This is a genomic window from Novosphingobium sp. TK71 (genome assembly GCF_055361505.1).
On the sequence record NZ_CM143962.1, the window covers coordinates 1,006,144 to 1,028,400 of the forward strand.

Genomic DNA, 22,257 nt, shown 5'->3' on the forward strand with positions numbered 1-22,257 from the left:
ATTATGCAACGAATCCGGTATCGTCAAGCAATACCGCCATTTTGGAGCAAGAACACTTCAACAACATCTCCTGCATTCGCGGCCGGCGCGCCAATGGGGCGATCGATCAGTACATTGCTTGCCGCGAGCGATGCCAGAGCGCCGCTGTCCTGAAGCGGGTTCGCGCAGACCGTCTCGCCGTTCCAGTAACCGCGCAAAAACTCCCGGCGGTTGCCCGCAGCGGGCAGGGGGGCCGAAAGCCGGGTTGCAACCGGCTGTGGGATTGGCCGTGAAGCCCCCAACAGGGCCCGCAGGACAGGCAGGAGAAACTGATAGGCTGTCACAAGGCTGGATACCGGATTCCCCGGTAATCCGATGATAATTTGCGGCCCGGTAGCGCGCTGGCGGGTCGCCACGAGCAGGGGCTTGCCCGGCTTGATGGCCACGCGCCAGAAGTCCAGCTGTGCGCCCCATGCTTCGAGGGCCGGGCGGACAAGATCGTGATCGCCGACCGAGGCACCCCCGCTGGTCACGATGACGTCAGAATCGCTCGCCTGTTCGAAGGCGGCGATGAGGTCATCGAGCTTGTCGGCCACGGGGCCTATCCGGTTCGCATCCACCGGAAGAGAGCGGGCCATGGCAACCAGCATGACGCCGTTGCTGGCAGGAACCTGATGGTTGGCGCAGAACTCAGGGTCGGTCGAGAGTTCGTCGCCGCTATCTATGACGGTTACCCGCGGAATCCGTCGGACGGGCAGGTGGCGATGGCCGGCGGCAATGCCGAGCGCGGCTTGCGCCGGGCCGATCAAAGTACCGGCGGCGAGAAGTTCGCGGCCTTCCACAAAGTCCATGCCGCAGCGCCGGATATGGCGGTGGCTAGGTTCGGGTGCCTCTCCCGTCAGGGTGATCTGTTGCCCCTCGCGAGCGAGGTCTTCCTGAAGGATAACGGCTTGGGCGCCCTCAGGCAGCATCGCACCGGTCGAAATCCTTACTGCTTCGCCCGCGCCGACTGACGCTTCGTAAGGATGGCCGGCCGCGCTCTCGCCAATAACGCGCCAAGGCCCCGACAGGTCGGCGGTTACGGCATATCCATCCATTGCCGAGAGATCAGCCGGAGGCTGACTGCGATGAGCGCGCAAGGGTTCCGCTAGAAAGCGTCCGAGCGCGCCGTCGATATCGACCCGCTCGATGGGGAGAGGCTCGACAAGTGCAAGAAGACGGGACTGCGCTTCCTCGAGGGAAAGGTGCGGCTTCACAGCGCTTCAGCTCGCCAGTGGCCCGATTTTCCACCTGTCTTCTCGATCAGGCGAATGTCGCCGATGATCATGCCCTTATCAAGCGCTTTCGCCATGTCGTAGATTGTTACGAGTGCGACGGAAACCGCTGTAATCGCTTCCATTTCAACGCCAGTCTTGCCGCTTAGACTTACCGTTGCCTTGGCGGATATGGCTTGTGCGTCAAACGTGAAATCGAGGTTTACGGCATCAAGCAACAGCGGGTGGCACATCGGGATAAGGTCACCGGTCTTCTTAGCGGCCATGATGCCGGCGATACGGGCAGTGCCCAGGACATCTCCCTTGGGGGCATTGCCGGCCTGGATCGCTTCGAGCGCATCCTGCGTCATCACGATGCGGCCGGAGGCCACCGCGACACGCCGTGTCTCATTCTTGGAGCCGACGTCGACCATGCGTGCGGTCCCTTCGGTATCGATGTGCGTCAGGCTCTTGCTCATCGCCTCACCTCTCCATGGATCTGCGTGCTTACGCTAATCTCGAAACGGTCTGAAGTCGCGGATCAGCCGAAAAGCAGTGCTTTGGTCGCAGCTTCCACGTCAGCTTCGCGCATCAGGCTTTCGCCGACCAGGAACGTCCGCGCACCGCAACCTGACAGACGGATCAGATCGGAATGGGCGTTGATCCCGCTTTCACTGACGAGCAGGGTCCCTCCGGGTGCGAGGGGGGCCAGACGTTCGGTAATGGCGATATCCGTGACGAAGTGCTTGAGATCGCGATTGTTGACCCCGATCAGGCGCGATTTCAACCGGCTTGCACGCTCCATTTCAGATTCGTTGTGAACTTCGACGAGGCAATCCATGCCCCGTTCGTGAGCAGCTGCTTCGAGTTCAGCCATCAGGACGTCGTCGAGAGCGGCAACGATGATGAGGATGGCGTCCGCGCCGATCGCGCGGGCCTCTGCGACCTGCCAGGGATCGACCATGAAGTCCTTGCGGATGACCGGCAATGCGCATGCAGCGCGAGCATCCTCCAGATAGTCCTCGTGGCCTTGGAAATAGGGAGCGTCGGTGAGGACCGAAAGGCAAGCCGCGCCGCCGCGCTCATAGGCGACAGCATGTTCTGCCGGGCGAAAATCAGGCCGGATCAGTCCCTTGGACGGCGAAGCTTTCTTGATTTCCGCAATCAGGGCAAAGCCATCCTGGGCCTTGCGGCGCAGCGCAGCCTCGAAACCGCGCGGAGCGGACTGGCCCACGGCGCGAGCGTCGAGGTCGTTCACGGTGGCGAAGCCCTTGCGGGTTTCGACTTCCACGCGCTTGGTGTCGCAGATTTCGGTAAGCTTGTCGGACATGGTTTCCTCGGGACCGTCTGGGTCAGGACTTGAGCGCTGAAATCCAGCAGTTGAGCAGGGCATTGGCGAGGCCCTTGTCGATGGCTTCCGCCGCTTCCTCGACGCCTTCCTGCCAGGTTTCGACTTCACCGGCGACGATCAGTGCGCCGGCGGCGTTCAGCAGCACGGCATCGCGATAAGCGCCGGTTTCACCCAGCAAAAGGCGGCGCAGGGCATCGGCGTTGTGAGCGGCGTCGCCGCCGCGGATGGCGCCGACCGGCGATATCGGCAGGCCGACATCTTCCGGCGATATCCGGCGCATTGAGAGTTCGCCATGCCTGATCTCGGCCACTTCGTTGCCGCCGGCGAGGCTGAGTTCGTCGAGCCCTTCATCCCCGGATATGACGAACGAGTGCTCACTGCCGAGGTGCATCAGCGCTTCGGCATAGATCGGCACATAGGCAGGGCGGGCAATGCCGACGAGCTGGCGCTTGACGTTCGCGGGGTTGGCGAGCGGGCCCATGAGGTTGAAAATCGTGCGGCGGCCGATCGCCTTGCGGATGGGCATGATGCGGCCCATCGCGGGGTGGTGGCGCGCGGCGAACAGGAAGCAGATGCCAAGGTCGCCGAGCGTTTCTTCCGCGGTTTCGGCAGCCCGGTCCAGGTTGAGGCCCAGCGCTTCGAGGGTATCGGCCGCGCCGGCCTTGGAACTGGCCGCACGGTTGCCGTGCTTGGCGACCGGGACGCCGCAGGCTGCTACCACCAGCGAGACCGCTGTGGAGACGTTGAGAGTATGGTGCCCGTCGCCGCCGGTGCCGCAAACGTCGATAGCGTTGCCGGGCGCTGCGATGGGGATCATCCGTGCCCGCATCGCGCGAGCAGCGCCGGCGATCTCGCCGGCGGTTTCGCCGCGGTCGGTCAGGGCAATGAGGAAGCGAACGATGGCTTCGTCATCGACCTTGCCATCGAGGATAGCACCGAAAGCCTCTTCGGCTTCGGCTTCCTCGATAGGGTGCAGCGGATCGGGAAGGCTTGCCACAGTCATGCGGCGAGGCGGGCCGGAAGCTTCGGGTCGAGGCCGCAGAGCTTGAGATAGTTTGCCAGCATCGCGTGGCCGTGTTCGGTCGCGATGCTTTCCGGGTGGAACTGCACGCCGTGGATCGGCAGCGTGGCATGGCGGAAGCCCATGACGTGGCCATCGTCCGAACGGGCATTGACCTTGAGCGCCTGCGGAATGTCCTCGACAATGAGCGAATGATAGCGCGTCGCGGTGAAGGGCGAGGGGATGCCCTGGAAGACGCCGGTATCGTCATGGGTGACAGGGGAAGTCTTGCCGTGCATCAGGCCGCCGCGCACGACCTTGCCGCCAAAGTACTGACCGATCGACTGATGGCCAAGGCAGACACCGAGAAGCGGCTTGCCGGCGTCGGCAGCGGCGCCCACGAGATCGAGGCTGATACCCGCCTCGTTCGGCGTGCAGGGGCCGGGCGAGAGAAGGAAACCCTGCGCGCCGCTGTCTATGGCCTGCGCGGCGGTCAGGGCGTCGTTGCGCACCACTTCCACTTCGGCGCCGAGTTCCATCACGTAATGGACCAGGTTCCAGGTAAAGCTGTCGTAATTGTCGATGACGAGGATCATGTACTGCCTTTCGTCGCTTTCTCGACGACGATCAAGGGGCCCAGCGGAGGCCCGCCGTCCACGCGCCCGTGCTCCGGGTCCCAGAGCGAGGATACACTGCCGTCGAGGAACAGCGCATTGGGGCAATCGAGTTTGTCACGGAAGTAGCGTCCAAGCTTCCCGAAGGAAACCGGCTCGTCCGAAATTACGAAATGGGCGCGGCCCTTGCGGTCCACGCCCACGGCATTGCGCAGTTTCCTGGATCGGCCGTCCGCGTCGATCTTTGGATGAAGCTTGCCGCCGATCACCAGCATGGGGCCGGACTGGGTGCCGAAATCCGGGCGGTTGACGATGTTCCTGGCGAAATCGTTCGTGGCTCGCACGGCCCAGTGGCCATCCGCATCGCCATAGAACACGCCGTTGGGCTGGAGGTGGAAATTGCCCCAACCCTCGTTCGTGTTCAGTTTGTGCAGTCTTACGCCGTCCTCGACATAGTAGCCGATCGGCTGTCCCTTCTCGTCGAACATGCCGCCGTTCATCGCGAAGGCGACGGCGTGGTTCTTGCCGGGCCGATCCACCGCCAATTGCGAGAGGCTGCGGTAAGGGGCGCCGCCCTTCGGGCCGAGCACCATCTGGATGGTGTGCCGCGCGGGATCGGCGGTGCAATGCGTAAAGGAGGCGCCTTCGAAGGTGGCGCCTTCACATGGAGGCGGGGGCGGCGCGGCGGCCTCCTGCCGCGCATCGCCCGACGAGCAGGCAGCGAGAAGCAATACGGCCGCGGCGGCGGCGCGCATCACTGGCCGAAACCCGGCTCCCCGGCGACGCGCACGGCTTCGCGGGCGGCGGCGAACAGCGCGCCGGACTTGGCCTCGCATTCGCGCTGTTCGTAGACGGGATCGCTGTCGGCAACGATACCGGCTCCCGCCTGCACGTGGAGCACGCCGTCCTTGAGGACACCGGTGCGCAGGACGATGCAGGAATCGACAGAACCGTCCGGCGCGAAATAGCCCACGCCGCCTGCGTAAGCTCCGCGCGTTTCCGGTTCGAGTTCCGCGATGATCTCGCAGGCGCGGACCTTGGGGGCACCGGAGACAGTGCCGGCCGGGAAGCCCGCGAAGACGGCGTCGATGGCATCGTGCCTTTCCGTGTCGAGCTGGCCGACCACGTTCGAGACAATGTGCATGACGTGGCTGTAGCGCTCGATCGTGTAGCTGTCGGTCACTTCAACGGAACCGGCGGCCGCCACGCGGCCCACGTCGTTGCGGCCGAGGTCGAGCAGCATGAGATGCTCGGCGCGTTCCTTGGGATCCGCGAGGAGGCTCACTTCGTTGGCCTTGTCCTCGGCAGCGCTCTTGCCGCGCGGGCGGGTGCCGGCGATCGGGCGGATCGTCACTTCGCCCTCGCGCACGCGCACGAGGATCTCAGGGCTCGATCCGATCAGCGCAAAGCCGGGCATGTCGAGAAAATAGAGGAATGGCGAAGGATTGATGCGGCGCAGCGAGCGGTAAAGCGCGAGGGGCGGCAGCGGGAAGTCGCAAGTGAAGCGCTGGGCCAACACCACCTGGAATATGTCGCCGGCCTCGATGTAGTTCTTTGCCCTGAGGACCATGGCTTCGTAGTCGGCAGCAGCCATGACCGGGGTCTGTACCGGCTCGGCGAGATCCGTAGCGGTGGGCGCGGCGGGCACCGGCGCGGCCAGCTTGCGCAGGGCCTCGTCGATGCGTTCCGCTGCGAGTTCGACCAGACGCTCGGGCGCTCCTGCTTCCGGCCAGAGCGGCGCGACACAGAACAGTTCGTCGCTAAGGCGATCGAACACGAGGATCAGTGAGGGGCGCACGAACAACATGTCAGGCAAGGAAAGCGCGCTTTGCGGCGCGCGCGGCAGCTTCTCGACCAGGCCAATCGTCTCGTAGCCGAAATAGCCGACGAGGCAGGCAAGTGCCGGGGGAAGTTGCGGCGGCACGTCGAACCGGCAGCTTTCGACGAGCGCGCGCAGTTCCGCCAGGGCGTCGCCGGGAAGGGCGGTGAAGCTCTCCCGGTCGTGCTGCCAGTTGCGGTTGATCTCGCAGGCGTGGCCTTCGGCGCGGAACACCAGGTCGGGGTCAAGGCCGATCAGGCTGTAGCGCCCGCGCGTTTCGCCGCCCTCGACGGATTCCAGCACGAAATCCCCGCGCCCTTCCTCGAAGAGCTTCAGCGCGGCGGCGACCGGGGTCTCGGTGTCGGCGACAAGCTTGCGCCAGAGCAGCGCAGGCTTGCCTTCAGAGAGCTGCGCCAATGCTGCAAGGCGATCCGATTCGCGTTCCATAACCCCGGTCATCATCTCAGTTGTTACTCGGCGCTGCCGGCGCCATCGAGTTGGCGGCGAACGGCTGCGATAGCCTTGTCGTGCTTGGTGACGCCCACTTCCTTGCGGATCGCCTTGCCGAGGGCGTCGGTATAGGCCTGGCCGAGCTGGCCGCCCAGCTCACGCTGGGTGCCTTCGACGAGGACCGGCGAATCGACCTTGCCTGGCACGACCTCCTTGAGGACGACGACGAACCAGCCGCGATCCTGTCCGGCTGCCTGCACCTTCACGGTGCCCTTGGCCATGTGGAACATCAGCGACACCGGCGGCGGTACCTGACGGCCCGAACGCAGTGCGGCGGTGAGCGTGGCGCGCGACATGGAGACCTGTTCGACAGGTGGTACCTTGGCGCCGCTGGCGGCAATGGCCTGTTCCAGCGTCTTGCCCTGACGCATTGCTGCCTGAACCTTGAGCGCAGCGGCCTTGGCTGCGGCCGAGCCCTTGTCCAGCGCCCAGGCGGCCTTCACGTCGTTGGTGATTTCCTTGATCGGAGCAGGCGCCGACGGCGTGATCTGGGTCACGTCGTAGACGATGTAGTTCTTGCCGCCGAACTGGGTCGCATCCTTGCCGACCTGCGATGCCTGCGGCTTTTCCTGATCCATGCCGAACGCGGTGGCGAGAACGGGCTGGAGCTGCGCAGGCGCGGTTTCCCCGGCCTTGCCGTAGACCTGTCCGTTGGCGGTGATCGGCGCGGTGGTTTCGACGGTGGCGCCGACCGACTTGGCGACTTCGACGAGGCTGGCGCCATTCGCGAACTCGTCCTCGATCTTGGCGAGCAGGTCGGTGAAGGCGGTGCGCTTCTTTTCCTCGGTCAGCTTCGCGACGATTTCGTCCGAGACAGCGGCGAGGGGGCGCTCAGGCTTCTTCTGTTCTTCCTCCACGCGGATCAGGTGCCAACCGAGCGCGCTCTTCTGCGGTGAGGTCAGCTTGCCTGTCGGGGTCGCGAAGACGGCGTCTGCGACGGCCGGAGAGAACTGGCTGGCAAGCTGCTGCTTGCTGAAGAATTCAAGCTTCGCAGCCGAAAGGCCCTTTTCCTGCGCGGCCGCTTCGAGGGTCTTGCCCCCGGCGACTTCGCTAGCGACCGCCTTGGCGGCAGCTTCGGTAGGCACGATCAACTGCGTGATCTTGCGGTTGTCCTGCGGGGCATAAAGAGCCTTGTCGGTCTCGTAGCGCTTGGCGATTTCCGCTGCGGTGGGTGCGGCCAGGTTGCCAACCGCGTCCTCGCCGAAGGCTGCGTAACGGATCACGCGGCGTTCGGGACGGATGAAGGCGTTTGTGTGAGCCTTGTAGAATGCCTGGAGTTCCGCGTCGGTCGGGGCCTTCTCGGGGAAGAACGCCTGCGAGGGCAGCGCCACGACCGAACCCGAGCGGTTCTCGTCAAGGAGGGAAGCGTAGCGCTTGGCGGCGAAGCTCGACATCGTGGTGCCGAACTGCGCGGGCAGCATGAGCTGCTGCGCGATCAGGCCCTGCGCAATATCCTCGCGCAGCGACTTCTCGGACAGTCCCTGCTGAGCGAGAAGCTGGCGGAACGTGGCTTGGTCGAACTTGCCGTCGACGCCCTGGAAGGCGGGGATACGGGCGATTTCGCTGTCGATCAGGCGATCACCGGCGACCACGCCGACTTTCTTGCCGAAAAACGCCGTGGCGGTACGGTCGATCAGTTCGTCGAGAACCTGCTCGAGACCACCCTGCGCGATGAGCGCCTTCATGGTCATCGTCGGGTCCTGCCCTTGCACGCGGGTCAGCGCGGATTTGGCGGCAAGTGCGAGCTCGCCTTCTTCTACGTCGTCCTTGCCGACTGTGGCCACGGAAGCACCGGACACCAGGCCCGCGGAATCGCGTTGGCCGGTGATATCGCCGCCGACGAAAGCCAGGGTAATGAGCACCAGGACCAGCAGCGCGATGCCGGCACCTATCTTGGACTTCAGGAAGTTACGGAAGAAAGAGAGCATGGACCGTGCCGATCAGCGAGATTTGGGTTCAACCGGAGCACGACGGCCGAGCGTGATGACGGCCTTCGTACGAAAACGGGGCTGGCTTTAGGGGGGCTTGTGACATCCTGCAATGGCAAGGTTCTATCCGATGTCCTTGCTGATGGGCGCGACTCGCGAAGAATGGCGGCGGGCGGCAAGTTTTGCCTGAACGGTAGATCCACGGATTTTGACAAGAAGGCCCTGCGTGCCCTAGCAGCGCCACGAAAGCGCGGCCTGCGATTCCCGTCCTCTGCGGTATGTCAGAAGGTCGATGCGCCCCGAAATCAAGGTTTCTTAATAACATGGCTGGTCTGCCCTACATCGTCGGTAACTGGAAAATGAACGGCACGCGCGCGATGCTTAACGAGGCGCGCGCGATCGACCGGGCTGCCGCACGCTTCCCGAAGGTGCAGGTGGCGGTCGCGCCGCCGGCGACGTTGCTCTACCGCATCCGCGATGCGGTCGAACTGATCGGCGTTGGCGGGCAGGACTGCCGTGCGGAAGACAGCGGCGCCTTCACGGGCGACATTTCCGCGCCCATGCTCAAGGATGCGGGCGCGGATTTCACCATCGTCGGACATTCCGAGCGCCGTACTCTCCACGGCGAGAGCGACGGCGACGTCAAGGCCAAGGCGGAGGCCGCGCTGTCGGCGGGCCTCGCGGTGATTCTCTGCGTCGGTGAAACCGAAGCGCAACGCGATGCGGGCGACGCCGAAGCCGTGGTCGCCGCGCAGCTCGAAGGTTCGTGCCCGCGCACGGACGGCGCCCCTGAGAAGCTTTCGGTCGCCTATGAGCCGGTATGGGCCATCGGCACGGGCCGCGTGCCCTCGATCGAGGACGTGGCCGCGATGCACCAGGCCATTCGTGACAAGCTCAAGGCCATTTACGGCGAGGGCGGTGCGGATGTGCGCATTCTCTATGGCGGTTCGGTCAAGGCGGACAACGCGAATGAACTGCTGTCCGTGCCGGAAGTGGGCGGAGCATTGGTGGGCGGTGCAAGCCTGACCGCGGAAAGTTTCCTCGCCATCGTTGGCGCTGCAGCTTCGCTGGGCAACGACTGACGACGGAAACGGGGCGAGAATGCCCCGAAAGTCGGCCGGGCAGCGGGCACTGTGCAGCTGCTTCGGGTGATGACTTGCGCAGAGACGGACTAGCGCCTATCTGCGCGACTTGAGATGCGGGCCTTGGCCCCCGAGAACACTGAGAAAAACGCACGATGTTTCTTTTCCTGACCGTGGTCCAGGCGATTGTCGCCCTCCTTCTCGTCGGCGTCATCCTGATGCAGAAGTCGGAAGGCGGCGGTCTCGGCGTGGGCGGCAGCCCCTCGGGCATCATGTCCGCACGCGGCGCGGCCAACTTCCTTACCCGCGCCACTGGAATTCTTGCTGCGGTTTTCGTGATTCTCTCGATCGTGCTTGCGGCGCTTGCGGTGAACGAAACCACGGGCCGCGATATCGATACTTCCCTTCAGCGCGAGACGGCTCCGGCCGCGCCCGCGCAGCCGGCCGACCCGCTCGCCGGCCCGGCGGCTCCCGCCGCGGCTCCGGCGGATGGCGCGAGCCCGGCTCCGGCCGGTGCCGCTCCTGCGGGCACGACTCCGGCCAATGATCCGCTTTCGGGTGCTGCCGGCCGGTAATCCGGCAGGGCACACTACGGCGCATCATCGTAACAGGAATGCCGTCTGGCTCTGGCAGGCGGCATTTCATTCGTTTTGAACTGTGGATTCAGGCACAGCGCTCTTGCGCTCGTGCCCCCATGCAATTTAAGGGCCGACTCCCATGGCGCGGCATATTTTTATCACCGGCGGCGTGGTCTCCTCGCTCGGCAAAGGTCTCATGGCGGCGAGCCTCGCGGCTCTCCTGCAGGCACGCGGTTACCGCGTCCGCATCCGCAAGTTCGATCCCTATCTGAACGTCGATCCGGGTACGATGAGCCCGTATCAGCACGGCGAAGTCTACGTCACTGACGACGGCGCCGAGACGGACCTCGATCTCGGCCATTACGAACGCTATACCGGCGTATCGGCGCGCCAGGCTGACAACATCACCTCTGGCCGTATCTACCAGGACATCATCGCCAAGGAGCGCCGCGGCGACTATCTGGGCGCCACCGTACAGGTGATCCCGCACGTCACTGACGCGATCAAGGACTTCGCGATGACGGAGACCGAGGATCTCGACTTCGTCCTGTGCGAAATCGGCGGCACCGTGGGCGATATCGAAGGACTGCCTTTCGTCGAGGCTCTGCGCCAGATGCGCAATGAACTCGGCCGTGAACAGACCTGTTTCGTGCACGTCACCCTGGTGCCCTACATCGCGGCAGCCGGCGAGTTGAAGACCAAGCCTACCCAGCACTCCGTGCGCGAGCTGACCGGCCTCGGCATCCAGCCCGATATCCTGCTGTGCCGCTGCGACCGGGAACTGCCGGAGAGCGAGCGCCGCAAGATCGCGCTGTTCTGCAACGTGCGTCCGCAGGCGGTCATTCCCGCGCTTGACGCGCCGAACATCTACGCAGTGCCGCTGCAGTATCATCACGAGGGCCTTGACGCGGAAGTGCTTCATCACTTCGGCATGGCTTCCGAAGCCCCTGATCTTTCGCGCTGGAACGACATTACCGATCGCTTCGAATATCCCGAAGGTGAAGTCACCATCGGTGTCGTGGGCAAGTATGTCGGCCTTCAGGATGCCTACAAGTCGCTGAACGAGGCACTCGTTCATGGCGGCATGGCCAACCGGGTCAAGGTCAACGTCAACTGGATCGATGCCGAGATCTTCGAGAAGGAAGATTCCGAGATCGCCGCTGCCCTTGAGCCGATGCACGGCATTCTCGTGCCAGGCGGCTTTGGCGAACGCGGGACGGAGGGCAAGATCGCCTCGGTGCGCTTCGCGCGCGAGCGTGAAGTTCCCTTCTTCGGAATTTGCCTCGGCATGCAGATGGCCTGTATCGAAGGCGCCCGCTCTGCTGGTGTCGAAAAGGCCAACTCGACCGAATTCGGCCCCACCGAGGAGCCCGTTGTCGGCATCATCACCGAGTGGATGGGCAAGGACGGCCTGGAAAAGCGCGCCGAAGGCGGCGATCTGGGCGGGACGATGCGTCTCGGAGCCTACAAGGCCGAGCTTTCGCCCAACAGCCACGTTGCCTCGATCTACAATGCGACCGAGATTTCGGAACGCCATCGTCACCGTTACGAGGTGAACGCTTCATACCGCGAAACGCTTGAAGGTAATGGACTGATCTTCTCCGGCATGTCGCCTGACGGTTTGCTGCCCGAGATCGTCGAGCGTCCGGATCATCCGTTCTTCGTGGGCGTGCAGTTCCACCCGGAGTACAAGTCGCGGCCGTTCGAACCGCATCCGCTTTTCGCGGGATTCATCGCGGCAGCCTTGCGGCAGGCGCGACTGGTCTGAGCCGGTAGCGGCCGAATTATGAAGAGGGGCGGGCTCGCAAGAGCCCGCCCCTCTTCGATTCCGGATGTCCCGTTTCAGGTGAGGAGGGTGAGCAGCAGCGTGATCGTCCCGACCGAAAACACTGTCGAGATCAGAATAACCCTGGCTGTAAGCGCACCTTCCCGGCGATGGAACTCGGCCAACATGAAGGGGCCGGTTCCGGTCGGCAGGGCGGCCAGGAGCACGGCGGCATTGCGCAGAGGTGCGGTCAGGGGGAAGACCCAGAGGGCGAGCGCCAGCGTGATCGCCGGGTAGACGAACAGCTTGAGAGCGACCAGCAGGGCCGTCATCCTCGCGCTGCCGGGTTCTGGTTCGCGCGGCTCGGCGAGGAACATGCCGAGGCAGACGAGGGCGCAAGGGCTTGCGGCCGATCCAAGCAGTTTGAGGAATGCATCGAGGGGCGCGGCAACGCCTATCCCGCTCGACATCACGGCAGCGCCGAGTAGCGGTGCCAATACGAGCGGATTGCGAAACAGTGCCTGTAGCACGCGCAGTACGATCAAGGGGCCACCGCCGCCTGACTGGTTTCCGAATTCGATCAGTACGATGGCAACCGCAAAGAGCACGCAGACGGTGTTGATCGTCGCGATCAGGGTGAGTGTCTGGGAGGCCGGCCCCAGCGTTGCCAGCAGCAGTGGAAAGCCGAGAAACGCTGCGTTGGAATAAGCGCCGTTGAGGCCATGGATTGCGGCATTGCCGATCTCTGCGCCGGCCAGTCGGCTGATGGCTACGGTAAGCGCGAAGAAGAAGAACGTGCTCAGCCCAAACACCGCGACGAAACCGGGCTGCCAGAGTTGGGCCGCGTCGGCCTTGGCTACGATATCGAAAAGCAGCGCAGGCAGGGCGAGATAGACCACGAAGCGGTTCAGTTCAGTGGTCGATTGCGGACTGAAGATGCCCAAGCGCCGCGTCAGCCAACCTGCGAATGTCAGGGCGAAGATCGGCAGGACGACCGACAGGATCGAAATCATGGAAAAGTGCGGCCCATTGCTTTGCAAAGCATGCGGATTAAGCGCTGGGCCTGGCCTGTCCATCGCTGTTTTAATTGCATTCCGTGCGAAGTGCGCAATTTACCATCAAAAAGGGCGGCCCGGACATTTCCGGACCGCCCCCAATTCTGCAATTCACCCGGCTATTCAGGCGGCAGCGGAACCTTCTTCGGCGCTGCCCTCGACCACGGTGAGCGTATTGCCGCCAATCGCGATCTTCTTGGGCTTCATCGCCTCGGGCACTTCACGCACGAGGTCGATCACAAGGAGGCCGTCAGCCAGGTCAGCGGCATCGACGCGAACATAATCTGCCAGTTCGAAGCGTCGCTCGAACCCGCGCTGGGCGATGCCGACGTGCAGCATCTCGCCTTCGACGGATTCTTCGGGCTTGTGGCCCTTGACCACCAACAGGTTGGCCTGCGCAGTGATATCGATGTCGGCAGGCTTGAAACCGGCGACCGCCAGCGTGATGCGATAGGCATCGGCGCCGCGACGTTCGATATTGAAGGGGGGATATTTATCGCCCGGATTCACGCGGCCCTGGTTCTCGATCATGTCGAACAGGCGGTCGAAACCGACCATGGTGCGGCGGTAGGGCGAAAAATCGATACGGTTCATGACAAAAATCCTCGCTTGAGCAATCTTCGTGTGACGAGGCCCGGACTCCGGCGCCTCTTTGGCAAGCCATCCCCTTGGCGGGCCATGACTTGCATCCCTAGATATGATAGCGCGGCGCCCTTTCAAGGGTCGCAAAGAGATTGAAGGAACCGTATTCATGAGCCAGCCGAAGGTCGAGATCTACACCAAGTGGGGCTGCCCCTATTGCGTCATGGCCAAGTCGCTGCTCGACGGCAAAGGCGTGACCTACGAAGAGTATGACATCACGATGGGCGGGCCGAAGCGGGCCGAAATGGTTGAGCGGGTTCCCGGTGCCTTGACCGTTCCCCAGGTGCTGGTGGACGATAAGCCCTACGGCGGTTTCGACGACATCAGCGCGCTGGACCGCGCCGGCAAGCTAGACCCCGTTCTCGGGCTCTGACCGGAATGGTCCGCGCCGCCCTGTTCCAGATGACCACGGGCATCGATCCCGACGTCAACGCTGCCGCGATCGTTTCCGCCCTTGCCGAGGCGAAGGCGGGCGGTGCGGTCATGGTCTTCACCCCCGAGATGTCCGGCCTGCTTGACCGCAAGCGCGAGCGTGCAGCCGTCAACATAGTTACGGAGGGCGAGGATCGGGTACTGGCCGCCGTGCGAGAGGCTGCGGCGCGGGAAGGGGTTTGGGTCCATCTCGGCTCGCTGGCCGTGCGTCCCGGAAACGATGGGCAGGGCGATGGGCGCTACGCCAACCGCGCTTTCGTCATCGATGCCTCGGGCGAGATTCGCGCTCGCTATGACAAGATGCACATGTTCGACGTGGATCTGGCGACGGGCGAATCTTGGCGCGAATCGAATGCTTACGCGCCGGGCGACAAGGTGGTGACGGTGGAAACACCGCTTGGGCGCCTGGGTCTGGCGATTTGCTACGACGTCCGTTTCCCGGCGCTGTTCGAGGCGCTCGGCCGTGCGAGGTGCGATGTCATCGCCGCTCCGGCCGCATTTACCGTGCCTACCGGCCGGGCGCATTGGCACCTGATGCAGCGCGCACGGGCCGTGGAAGCAAGCGCTTTCATGCTCAGCGCAGCGCAAGTGGGCCATCACGAGGATGGGCGCGAGACTTACGGTCATTCGCTGGCGATCGACCCCTGGGGCGAGGTTCTGCTCGATATGGGCGGGGAAATGGCCGGTCTCGGCTTCGTCGATCTTGATCCTGGCCGCATCGCGGAAGTGCGCGCGCAGTTGCCAAGCCTTGCCAACCGCCGCGAGATCGCCAAATAGGCCGCGATGCCTATTGTCTTTGATCTCGAATGCCGTTCCGCGCATCACCGTTTCGAGGGCTGGTTCAAGTCCTCGGACGATTATGCGCGGCAGCAGGAACGGGGATTGCTGAGTTGTCCCCGTTGCGGGTCGGACGACGTTGGAAAGGCGGTTCAGGCGCCTCACCTTGCCCGCAAGGGGAACCAGCGGACTGCTGCGTCAGACGCACCGCCGCAGAAACCGGAAGTTTCCTCTGCGGTAGTGCCTTCAGAGCCGGCCTCGCTCCAGCAGGCGGAAGCAATCCCGCCGCAGGCGGTCGAACTGCTCCAGAAGCTTGCGCTGATGCAGGTCGAGGCGCTCAGGTCCAGTCGTTTTGTCGGTGAGACCTTCGTGGAAGATGCCCGGGCCATGCATTATGGCGAGCGCGATGCCGAAGTGATCCATGGCCGTGCCACGCCCGAGCAGGCGCAGGAGCTTATGGAGGAAGGCATTCCGGTCATGCCCTTGCCGTTTCCGGTGGTTCCGCCCGAACAGACCAATTGAACCAATTGCCAAGGCATTCGCCGCAAGCTAGGAGGCCCTCGAGTGCGCCCGTAGCTCAGCCGGATAGAGCACCAGATTCCTAATCTGGGGGCCATGGGTTCGAATCCCGTCGGGCGCACCAACAATAAAAGCCCGCGATTTTCGCGGGCTTTTTCGTGGTTGAGGGTCAGGCCTTAAGCCTTGTGCCGTCAACCGCTTCACGGCCCAGTGCCGGATCGTCCGTGAAGAAAGCGTCGAGCCCCAGTTCAAGATAACGGCGGATTTCGGCGATGCTGCCTGCCGGGTTGCGCGCGGCATCGCCTGATGCGTTGCGAAAATCGGCGGGAAGAAAGTAATTTTCCGGCCTGAAAGTCCAACTGGAAACCAGAAGGCCGGCCTCGTGTGCGTTGGCGACCAGACCGCTGGGCTGGGCTGCAAGGCGATTGTCCTTGTCGCGCGGGACAAGGGCGAGGTTGTAGGGCGATATCCAATCCGCATAAGTCGCGATTTCAGCGAGGCCTGCTGGCTTATGGAGATCGTCGAAACTGGGGCCAGAGCCCTTTGCTGCAAGATCGGCCGGGCGCTTTGCACCGGGTACGGTGAGTTGCATGAGTTGGACGTTGCGGAGCCCATCAAGCCGCTCGCGCAGCCATTTCAGGTTCGATACCTCGAAGCTCTGGAGGATCACCGGGGCAGTGCAGAGGTATGGGCTGGCGTGGAGGCGGTCGAGAACGCGCTGCTCAAGCGGAATGCCGATAGTGGCAAAGTAGGTAGAGTGCTTGATCTCGGGAATGACGCCGATCAAGCGGCCGTGGGCACGGGCCTCGGCAGCGACGAACTCGGCGATTTCCTCGAAGGTAACGACCTGGAACTGGCCGTCGAACCCATGGCTCTCCGGCCGTAGCGGGCCGAGTCGTTCTCTCGCGCGCAGGCGCTTGATTTCATCAAGCGTGAAGTCCTCGGTGAACCAGCCTGTAACATTCTCGCCGTCGATGACTTTCGTGGCTTTCCGGCCTGCAAACTCTGGATGGTCGGCGACATCGGTTGTGTCGGCGATGTTGTTTTCGTGCCGGGCCACAAGAATGCCGTCCTTTGTGCAGACAAGGTCGGGTTCGATAAAGTCCGCGCCGTCTGCAATGGCCTTGGCGTAGGAGGCGAGCGTGTGTTCGGGGCGCAGCGCGCTGGCGCCGCGATGGCCGATCACCAGAGGCTTTGCCGGGCGCGGGGCCCTTGGTCTTGCGTTGCTTGCGGCTGCAAGCCCGTCAGGCACGATTGACGCTGCCATCCCGACAAGCGTCGCTCCGGCGCTGCCGCGGATCAGCGAGCGACGGGAAAGCGGAGATTCGATCATGCTGAAAACCTTCGGGAAACCGGCTCTGTTTCCGCCGGCTATTCAGGGCAGGTGACAGCATGACGACAGCTCCGGCATGAGTTTGCGTCAGTGGCAGGAGACGCCGGGCTTCGCCTGCCACTGGTACGCATCCATAGTCTCTCCTCGCGGCAGATAGGTCAGCTTGCGCTTCTGGCCGTCCCTCTCGATGTCAAGGGTCAGGCTGGCGTCCTGATCGCCTTGCAGGCCGTCTTGCGGAAAACGGTTCAGGATGCGGTCACCGTTTTGCAGCCCTGCGGCTTCTGCGGCGGAGCCGGGCTTGAGGCCCTGCACCACGCGCTCCGGCGTGACGAGGATCAGCGGATCAAACCCGAGGTCGAAGCGCTTGAGTGGCTTGATAACGCGGTCGAAGCAGGGTCCAAAGGCATCTGCCGGAGGTAATACGGTCCGACCCGCCAGCATCGCTTCGAAATCGGCGATGCCCCGGGCGCCAAGCTCTTGGCCCAGCAGTGTCTTCCAGAGCGCAAGGTCCATGGCATGGCCGGCGCGGCGCTCGGCAAGCATGCGGCGCACGAGATCGTCGAGCGAACGTTTTCCACCCGAGGCGGCGCGGATTTGCGCATCCACCGAGGCGAAGTAAAGCGAACCGCGATCGTAGGGCAACACGCGGATTCGGGTGTCCTTCCAGAACCCGTCCGCGATGCGGTCATTGGGAGTGCCGATCAGGGCGTTTGTATAGTAGCGTCCGGCTGTGGAGTTGAGGTCGTCCAGGAAGGCCTGCCGCGAAATCAGTCCGGCGCGATAAGGCAGCATGCGCTGATAATGGACAGCGAGACCTTCACCGAACCACGAAAGACCGAGCCCGCCCGCCGCGTCCATCGAATCGCCGAGTGAGTTGATCCAGGCATGGACCATTTCATGCGCCAGCAGGCTTTCGAGGTCGGAGAGGGGCGTTTTTTCGCTGAAGGTAAAAGCGAAACTGTCTGTCAGGCCGATGCCGCTTCCGGGATTGAGCCGATTGGTTCGCGCAAACACCCCGAAGCTGGCTGGGCGCTGGTCGAAGAATTCTCCGTAGAATTTCTGAAGGCGGGCTGCCCAATCCATCAGTTGAGGCCCGGCGAAGCTGAATTGTCCCTGCCAGGCACCGAAGAATGTGCTCTTGGCGTAAGATCCGATGCGGCCGGCCATGTAGTATGTCCCGCCGATCTGGTCGGGCCGGAGAGGGCGGCTGCCATGGCTATTCCCGATCCCCAGGCTGGAGACGCCGCGTGCGTCCTTGCCTGCCCGCGCGAGGTCCCAGCTTACCGACAGGTCTCGGGCGCGTGCGTCGGCCGGCAGTATGAGAAAAGCGTTGCCTGCGCCGGACAGCCCGGCGTCGGCAGCCCGCAGTTCGTATTGCGGGCGTGCCATTTCAGGCTGGGCCGGGTCTACAGGCAAGCGGTAGGCGACAGTTACCGCGCCTTCGACCGGGCGCAGCGCTTTCCACGAGCGTTCGAGGTTGTCTCCGTCCCGCGCCGTGTCATGCATTTCGACCGGAATCAGGCCGCGGGTATCGGAGAAGACCAGACCTTGCAGGTTCCTCGCGGAAGTCTCCACGGTATTGGCGGTGACTGCAATGGCAGCAAGCGCGTCGCCTTGTGGAGGTGCTTCGAAGCGGATCGCCACGTCGAGACGTGTAAGCGCGCCCTGTTCATCGGCAACCGGCGCAAGTGCGATTGAAATTTCCGGCGCGGGGCCATCGGTCGCTTCGGCCGCCGTGGCGGAGGCGAGCGGCGTGGAGGAAAGAAGCGCGGCGAGCAGGGCGTTGCGAAGCGATGTCATGAAACGAGGCTAACAGGCTGTACCGAAGGAAAATGTGCAAAGAGCATCGCTTGCCGGCAGGCGTGCGCATGAAATATGCTTGGTAGGGAATTCAACCCGGCAACGACGGCAGCGGTAGCCGGTGCGTGCACTTGAGTTCCGAGAGCGTTGCCGTGGAGCGCACGTCCTCCACACCGGGCAGGCGGAGCAGGGTGCGGAACGTGAAGTTCTGGTACCAGGCGATGTTGGGGGCCAGGACTTTGAGCATCACGTCCATTTCACCGAACAGAGTGTAGGCTTCGAGGATTTCCGGTGTTGCCTCCACTGCGTGGACGAACCGGTCACGGTCGTCGTCCGACAGGCGAGACATCTTGAGCTGGGCGAAGATGAACATGCTTTCGCCGAACTTTTCACGGTCGAGGATCGCCACGGTGTGGCGCACATAACCCTCCTCCTTGAGCCGCTGCATGCGGCGCCAGCAGGGCGATTGGGAAAGCCCCACGCGGTCAGCGATCTCGCTGGAAGATTCGGAGGCGTCGATCTGAAGGCGATCGAGGATCTTCATGTCGAGCCGGTCAAGTTCGGCAGGCAAGATTATGCTCCCTGTTCTGGTTTGTTGGTTTGAACATGCCACGCAATTGCGCATGAGCGCAACAAAGGTCGAGATATTTCGCCACAGCGCGCTATCAGTAATGCTTGAGGAGCCGATAGCCGGCAACAGGGACGGATCAGGGATATGAAACGGAGCGAACTGTCGATCTTCGATGCAGAGGACGTGCGCGCCTTGCTCGACTACCCTTCTTGCATCGAAGTCGTGCGGGAAGCGATGAAAGCGCTTTCGCGCGGTGAGACGCGCCAGTTGCTGCGAACGATGATCCACATGGGAGAGGGCCGGACTTTCGGCCTGATGCCCGGGGCGCTCTCCGATCAGGGCATGTTCGGGGCAAAGCTCATCAGCGTCTTCGCCGAGCCGGACAACCCCGGCGTACGCCGCCATCGCGGCGTCGTGACCCTTTTCGAGCCGGTGGAGGGGCGCCCGGTCTGCGTCGCCGATGCCGAGGAGATCACGCATATCCGCACCGCTGCAGCAACGGCCGTCGGCACGGACGCATTGGCGCGTGAGGATGTGAAAGTGCTGTTGCTGATGGGGACCGGCGGTCAGGTCCATTCCCACCTTGAGGCGCTGCCGCTGGTGCGCCGTTTCGAACGCATTCTCATCTGGGGCCGCGATGCCGCGAAAGCGCAGGCCGTCGTCGATGCCTGGAGCGGGCGCCTACCTGTGGAAGTGGCTTTCGATGCCAGGACCGCAGCGGCCGAAGCAGATGTGATCTGCACGCTGACCGGCGCCCGGCAGCCGATCCTGCTCGGCGAATGGGTGCGCGCAGGAACGCATGTCAATATCGTGGGATCAAGCGGCCCGGGCCCGGTCGAGGTCGACAATGCACTGGTCCTGGCCGCCCGCTTCATCGCCGACAGCAAGGCCTCCGCGCTCGATGCGGCAGCGGAATTCCTGGTGGCCAGGGCGGCGGGCGTCGTGAGTGACGATCACATCGTTGCCGAAATCGGTGAAGTGCTGCTTGGGCGCGCCCCCGGTCGGCGCAGTGCCGACGAAATCACCGTTTACAAGTCGCTCGGCCATGCGGTGCAGGATCTTGCATCCGCTGCCCATATCTTTCACGCAAGCCGGAATTCGAACTGATGCACCTGAAACGAACTGCGGCCCTGCGCTTGCTCGCCTGTTCCACGATCGCACTTTCAGCCGGCGCACTTCACGCCGAGGCCGAGCGCTTCGCGGTGATCGACAATGGCGAGAACGTCGGCCACGTTTACGCGGACGTTCAGGGCAATACCGTCTCGATCGACCATGACGTCAAGAGCAATGGCCGAGGCCCGACCATGCACGAGGCGATCGTGCTCGACGACAATGGCCTGCCCACGAGTTGGACCCTTCAGGGTACCTCGACGTTCGGCAACAAGGTGGACGAGCAGTTCACTGCCAGAGGCAAGCGCCTGTCCTGGGTCGATACGACCGGCAAGGGCGCCATGCAGGCCAAGTTACCCACGCTCTATGTTGCGCAGGAAGGAAGCCCGTTCTCACTGGGCATCTATGCCCGCGCATTGCTGGCGGATAGCGATCATGCCTTGCCGGCAGCCCCCGGCGGCACGCTTTCGCTGGAAGAGGAAGCGCCGGTCTCGCTGGGCGGCACCGCTTATCGCGCCTTCCTTGTTAAAGGTATCGGTCTTACGCCGAGCGCCATCCTGCTCGACGACAAGGGCGCTCTGGTGGCGGCCTATTCGCCGACCAATGCCACCGTCCGCGAAAGTCTTGCGCCTTATGCCGGCGAACTGGCGAAAATCGCGGCAGAGCGTTCGGCTGCCCGTTTCGCCGCGATCCAGAAAAAGGTCGCGCATAACTACGACGCGCCGATCCGCATCCGTGACGTGCGAGTCTTCGATCCGGCCAGCGGCAGGCTGGGCGATCCGGTTTCGATAGTCGTGTTCGGAGACAGGATCGCCTCGGTCGAACCGCTCGACAGCCCTGCCTCGCCCGGCGAGGCCACGGTCGAAGGTGCGGGAAGAGTGGTCATCCCCGGGCTGCATGACATGCATGCTCACGTCTCGCTCCAATCGGCATTGCTGTACATCGCCTCGGGCGTGACCAGCGTGCGCGACATGGGCAACGAGAACGCCTTCCTAATCGACCTGACGCGCCGCATCGATGCGGGCGAAGTGGCGGGGCCACGCATCGTGCGCAATGGCTTCCTCGAAGGGCGAAGCCCCTACAGTTCGCGCAACGGCTTCATCGCCGGTAGCGAGGCCGAGGCGCTCGACGCGGTGCGCTGGTACGGTGCGCGCGGCTACTGGCAGGTGAAGATCTATAACAGCTTCAATCCCGAATGGGTGCCCAGCGTGGTCAGGGAAGCCAAGCGGCTCGGCATGGGGGTAACCGGGCATATCCCGGCCTTTACGAATGCCGATGCGATGATCGCGGCGGGCTATGACGAAGTGACGCACATCAACCAGCTCATGCTGGGCTGGGTGCTCGATCCCAAGGAAGATACCCGCACGCCGCTGCGGCTCACCGCCATGCGGCGGACGGCAGGGCTGGACATCACCTCGCCGCGCGTCGCTTCGACGCTCGACACTATGCAGGCGAAGCACATCGCGCTCGATCCTACGGCGGTGACGCTCGAACTGCTGATGATGAGCCGGGACGGCAAGATCAGTCCGGCCGTCGCGGGCTATTTCGACCATCTGCCGGTTGGCGTGCAGCGCAATCGCCGCCAGGGCATTGCCCCGATCAAGACGCCCGAGGATGCCGCCGGTTACGACGGCGCCTTCGTGACGATCAAGGCGCTGCTGCGCGACATGCACAGGCGCGGCATCACGCTCCTGCCGGGGACCGACGATGCCACGGGCCTGTCGGTCCACCGCGAGTTGCAGATCTACGCGGAGGCTGGGCTTCCCGTGGCCGATGTGTTGAAGATCGGCACGCTTGGACCGGAACAGTACATGCATCGCGACCAGTCCTATGGCTCGGTCGAAAAGGGCAAGTATGCCGACTTCGTGTTGCTTGACGGAAACCCGCTGGAGGATCTCTCGGCGATCCACCGCATGGCCATGGTCGTGAAGGGTGGGACGGTGTACTTCCCGTCGGAAATCTGGGGCGAGGTTGGCGTGAAGCCTTTTGCGGAGCCGCCCAAGGTCGTTGCACCGGCAGCAGCCGCGAAGCCCGTCGCGCTGATGGGCGGATCGGGAGCGGAGGCGCACGAGGACTTCGCGTTTTGAACGAAAAGAGGCAGGGGGCGTCGCCACCTGCCTCTTTTCTCGTGAACCGGTT

Annotated in this window: 21 protein-coding genes and 1 tRNA gene; 9 read left to right on the forward strand and 13 right to left on the reverse strand. The window is 63.6% G+C overall.

Annotation, left to right across the window (positions count from 1 at the left end):
* Positions 1-23: 23 nt before the first annotated feature.
* The 8 genes from ACXJ16_RS04580 to ACXJ16_RS04615 form a co-directional block, all read right to left on the reverse strand.
* On the reverse strand, positions 24-1,235 hold the full coding sequence (locus tag ACXJ16_RS04580) for a molybdopterin molybdotransferase MoeA (protein WP_324695406.1): 1,212 nt from the start codon (positions 1,233-1,235) through the stop codon (positions 24-26).
* Complete coding sequence (gene moaC, locus ACXJ16_RS04585; RefSeq protein WP_324695404.1) at positions 1,232-1,711, reverse strand: cyclic pyranopterin monophosphate synthase MoaC; 480 nt, start codon at positions 1,709-1,711, stop codon at positions 1,232-1,234. The genes ACXJ16_RS04580 and moaC overlap by 4 nt, the downstream gene beginning before the upstream one ends.
* Positions 1,712-1,773: 62 nt before the next feature.
* Entirely contained in the window at positions 1,774-2,562 is a 789-nt protein-coding gene (trpC, locus tag ACXJ16_RS04590) for an indole-3-glycerol phosphate synthase TrpC (RefSeq protein WP_324695402.1), read from the reverse strand.
* Positions 2,563-2,584: 22 nt separating this feature from the next.
* Positions 2,585-3,586: an anthranilate phosphoribosyltransferase gene (gene trpD, locus ACXJ16_RS04595; protein ID WP_185997332.1), complete on the reverse strand. Its 1,002-nt coding sequence runs from the start codon at positions 3,584-3,586 to the stop codon at positions 2,585-2,587.
* Positions 3,583-4,179 carry an anthranilate synthase component II gene (locus tag ACXJ16_RS04600; RefSeq protein WP_054437615.1) on the reverse strand — a complete coding sequence of 199 codons (597 nt, stop codon included), beginning with the start codon at positions 4,177-4,179 and terminating at the stop codon, positions 3,583-3,585. Before ACXJ16_RS04600 ends, trpD begins: the two co-directional genes overlap by 4 nt.
* Complete coding sequence (locus ACXJ16_RS04605) at positions 4,176-4,952, reverse strand: phosphodiester glycosidase family protein (protein WP_324695399.1); 777 nt, start codon at positions 4,950-4,952, stop codon at positions 4,176-4,178. Before ACXJ16_RS04605 ends, ACXJ16_RS04600 begins: the two co-directional genes overlap by 4 nt.
* Entirely contained in the window at positions 4,952-6,463 is a 1,512-nt protein-coding gene (trpE, locus tag ACXJ16_RS04610) for an anthranilate synthase component I (protein ID WP_054437606.1), read from the reverse strand. The genes ACXJ16_RS04605 and trpE overlap by 1 nt, the downstream gene beginning before the upstream one ends.
* A 23-nt stretch (positions 6,464-6,486) precedes the next feature.
* A complete protein-coding gene (locus ACXJ16_RS04615; protein ID WP_324695395.1) occupies positions 6,487-8,454 on the reverse strand; it encodes a peptidylprolyl isomerase in 1,968 nt (655 codons plus the stop codon).
* Positions 8,455-8,777: 323 nt separating this feature from the next.
* On the opposite strand from ACXJ16_RS04615, the gene tpiA reads away from it, so the two are divergent.
* The 3 genes from tpiA (at position 8,778) to pyrG (ending at position 11,882) form a co-directional block, all read left to right on the forward strand.
* Positions 8,778-9,536, forward strand: coding sequence for a triose-phosphate isomerase (gene tpiA, locus ACXJ16_RS04620; RefSeq protein ID WP_054437602.1), 759 nt, complete (start codon positions 8,778-8,780; stop codon positions 9,534-9,536).
* 155 nt (positions 9,537-9,691) lie between these two features.
* Positions 9,692-10,111, forward strand: coding sequence for a preprotein translocase subunit SecG (secG, locus tag ACXJ16_RS04625; RefSeq protein ID WP_185997336.1), 420 nt, complete (start codon positions 9,692-9,694; stop codon positions 10,109-10,111).
* Between the two features lie 142 nt (positions 10,112-10,253).
* On the forward strand, positions 10,254-11,882 hold the full coding sequence (pyrG, locus tag ACXJ16_RS04630; RefSeq protein ID WP_132469010.1) for a CTP synthase: 1,629 nt from the start codon (positions 10,254-10,256) through the stop codon (positions 11,880-11,882).
* Between the two features lie 74 nt (positions 11,883-11,956).
* Here the strand turns inward: pyrG and ACXJ16_RS04635 are convergent, their stop codons facing one another.
* Complete coding sequence (locus tag ACXJ16_RS04635) at positions 11,957-12,892, reverse strand: AEC family transporter (protein ID WP_324695391.1); 936 nt, start codon at positions 12,890-12,892, stop codon at positions 11,957-11,959.
* Between the two features lie 165 nt (positions 12,893-13,057).
* Positions 13,058-13,528, reverse strand: coding sequence for an Hsp20 family protein (locus ACXJ16_RS04640; RefSeq protein WP_054437593.1), 471 nt, complete (start codon positions 13,526-13,528; stop codon positions 13,058-13,060).
* Positions 13,529-13,685: 157 nt separating this feature from the next.
* On the opposite strand from ACXJ16_RS04640, the gene grxC reads away from it, so the two are divergent.
* The 4 genes from grxC (at position 13,686) to ACXJ16_RS04660 (ending at position 15,428) form a co-directional block, all read left to right on the forward strand.
* Positions 13,686-13,949 carry a glutaredoxin 3 gene (gene grxC / locus ACXJ16_RS04645; protein WP_324695386.1) on the forward strand — a complete coding sequence of 88 codons (264 nt, stop codon included), beginning with the start codon at positions 13,686-13,688 and terminating at the stop codon, positions 13,947-13,949.
* A gap of 5 nt (positions 13,950-13,954) precedes the next feature.
* Positions 13,955-14,785, forward strand: coding sequence for a carbon-nitrogen hydrolase family protein (locus tag ACXJ16_RS04650; RefSeq protein ID WP_324695385.1), 831 nt, complete (start codon positions 13,955-13,957; stop codon positions 14,783-14,785).
* 6 nt (positions 14,786-14,791) lie between these two features.
* Positions 14,792-15,307 carry a DUF1178 family protein gene (locus ACXJ16_RS04655; RefSeq protein WP_324695383.1) on the forward strand — a complete coding sequence of 172 codons (516 nt, stop codon included), beginning with the start codon at positions 14,792-14,794 and terminating at the stop codon, positions 15,305-15,307.
* Between the two features lie 44 nt (positions 15,308-15,351).
* Positions 15,352-15,428 (forward strand) — tRNA-Arg (locus tag ACXJ16_RS04660).
* 45 nt (positions 15,429-15,473) lie between these two features.
* On the opposite strand, the gene ACXJ16_RS04665 is transcribed toward ACXJ16_RS04660, so the two are convergent.
* The 3 genes from ACXJ16_RS04665 to ACXJ16_RS04675 all read right to left on the reverse strand — a co-directional run bounded on the left by ACXJ16_RS04665 (position 15,474) and on the right by ACXJ16_RS04675 (position 19,008).
* Entirely contained in the window at positions 15,474-16,637 is a 1,164-nt protein-coding gene (locus ACXJ16_RS04665; protein ID WP_324695381.1) for a glycerophosphodiester phosphodiesterase, read from the reverse strand.
* A gap of 87 nt (positions 16,638-16,724) precedes the next feature.
* Positions 16,725-18,437, reverse strand: a complete 1,713-nt coding sequence (locus tag ACXJ16_RS04670; RefSeq protein ID WP_324695379.1) for a M61 metallopeptidase family protein — start codon at positions 18,435-18,437, stop codon at positions 16,725-16,727.
* Positions 18,438-18,528: 91 nt separating this feature from the next.
* A complete protein-coding gene (locus tag ACXJ16_RS04675; protein WP_231635872.1) occupies positions 18,529-19,008 on the reverse strand; it encodes an Lrp/AsnC family transcriptional regulator in 480 nt (159 codons plus the stop codon).
* 144 nt (positions 19,009-19,152) lie between these two features.
* Here ACXJ16_RS04675 and ACXJ16_RS04680 point away from each other — a divergent pair, with 144 nt between their 5' ends.
* Together ACXJ16_RS04680 and ACXJ16_RS04685 are read left to right on the forward strand one after the other, a co-directional pair.
* Complete coding sequence (locus ACXJ16_RS04680; protein WP_463921483.1) at positions 19,153-20,115, forward strand: ornithine cyclodeaminase family protein; 963 nt, start codon at positions 19,153-19,155, stop codon at positions 20,113-20,115.
* Entirely contained in the window at positions 20,115-22,205 is a 2,091-nt protein-coding gene (locus tag ACXJ16_RS04685) for an amidohydrolase family protein (RefSeq protein ID WP_463921484.1), read from the forward strand. The genes ACXJ16_RS04680 and ACXJ16_RS04685 overlap by 1 nt, the downstream gene beginning before the upstream one ends.
* The last annotated feature ends 52 nt before the right edge of the window (positions 22,206-22,257 follow it).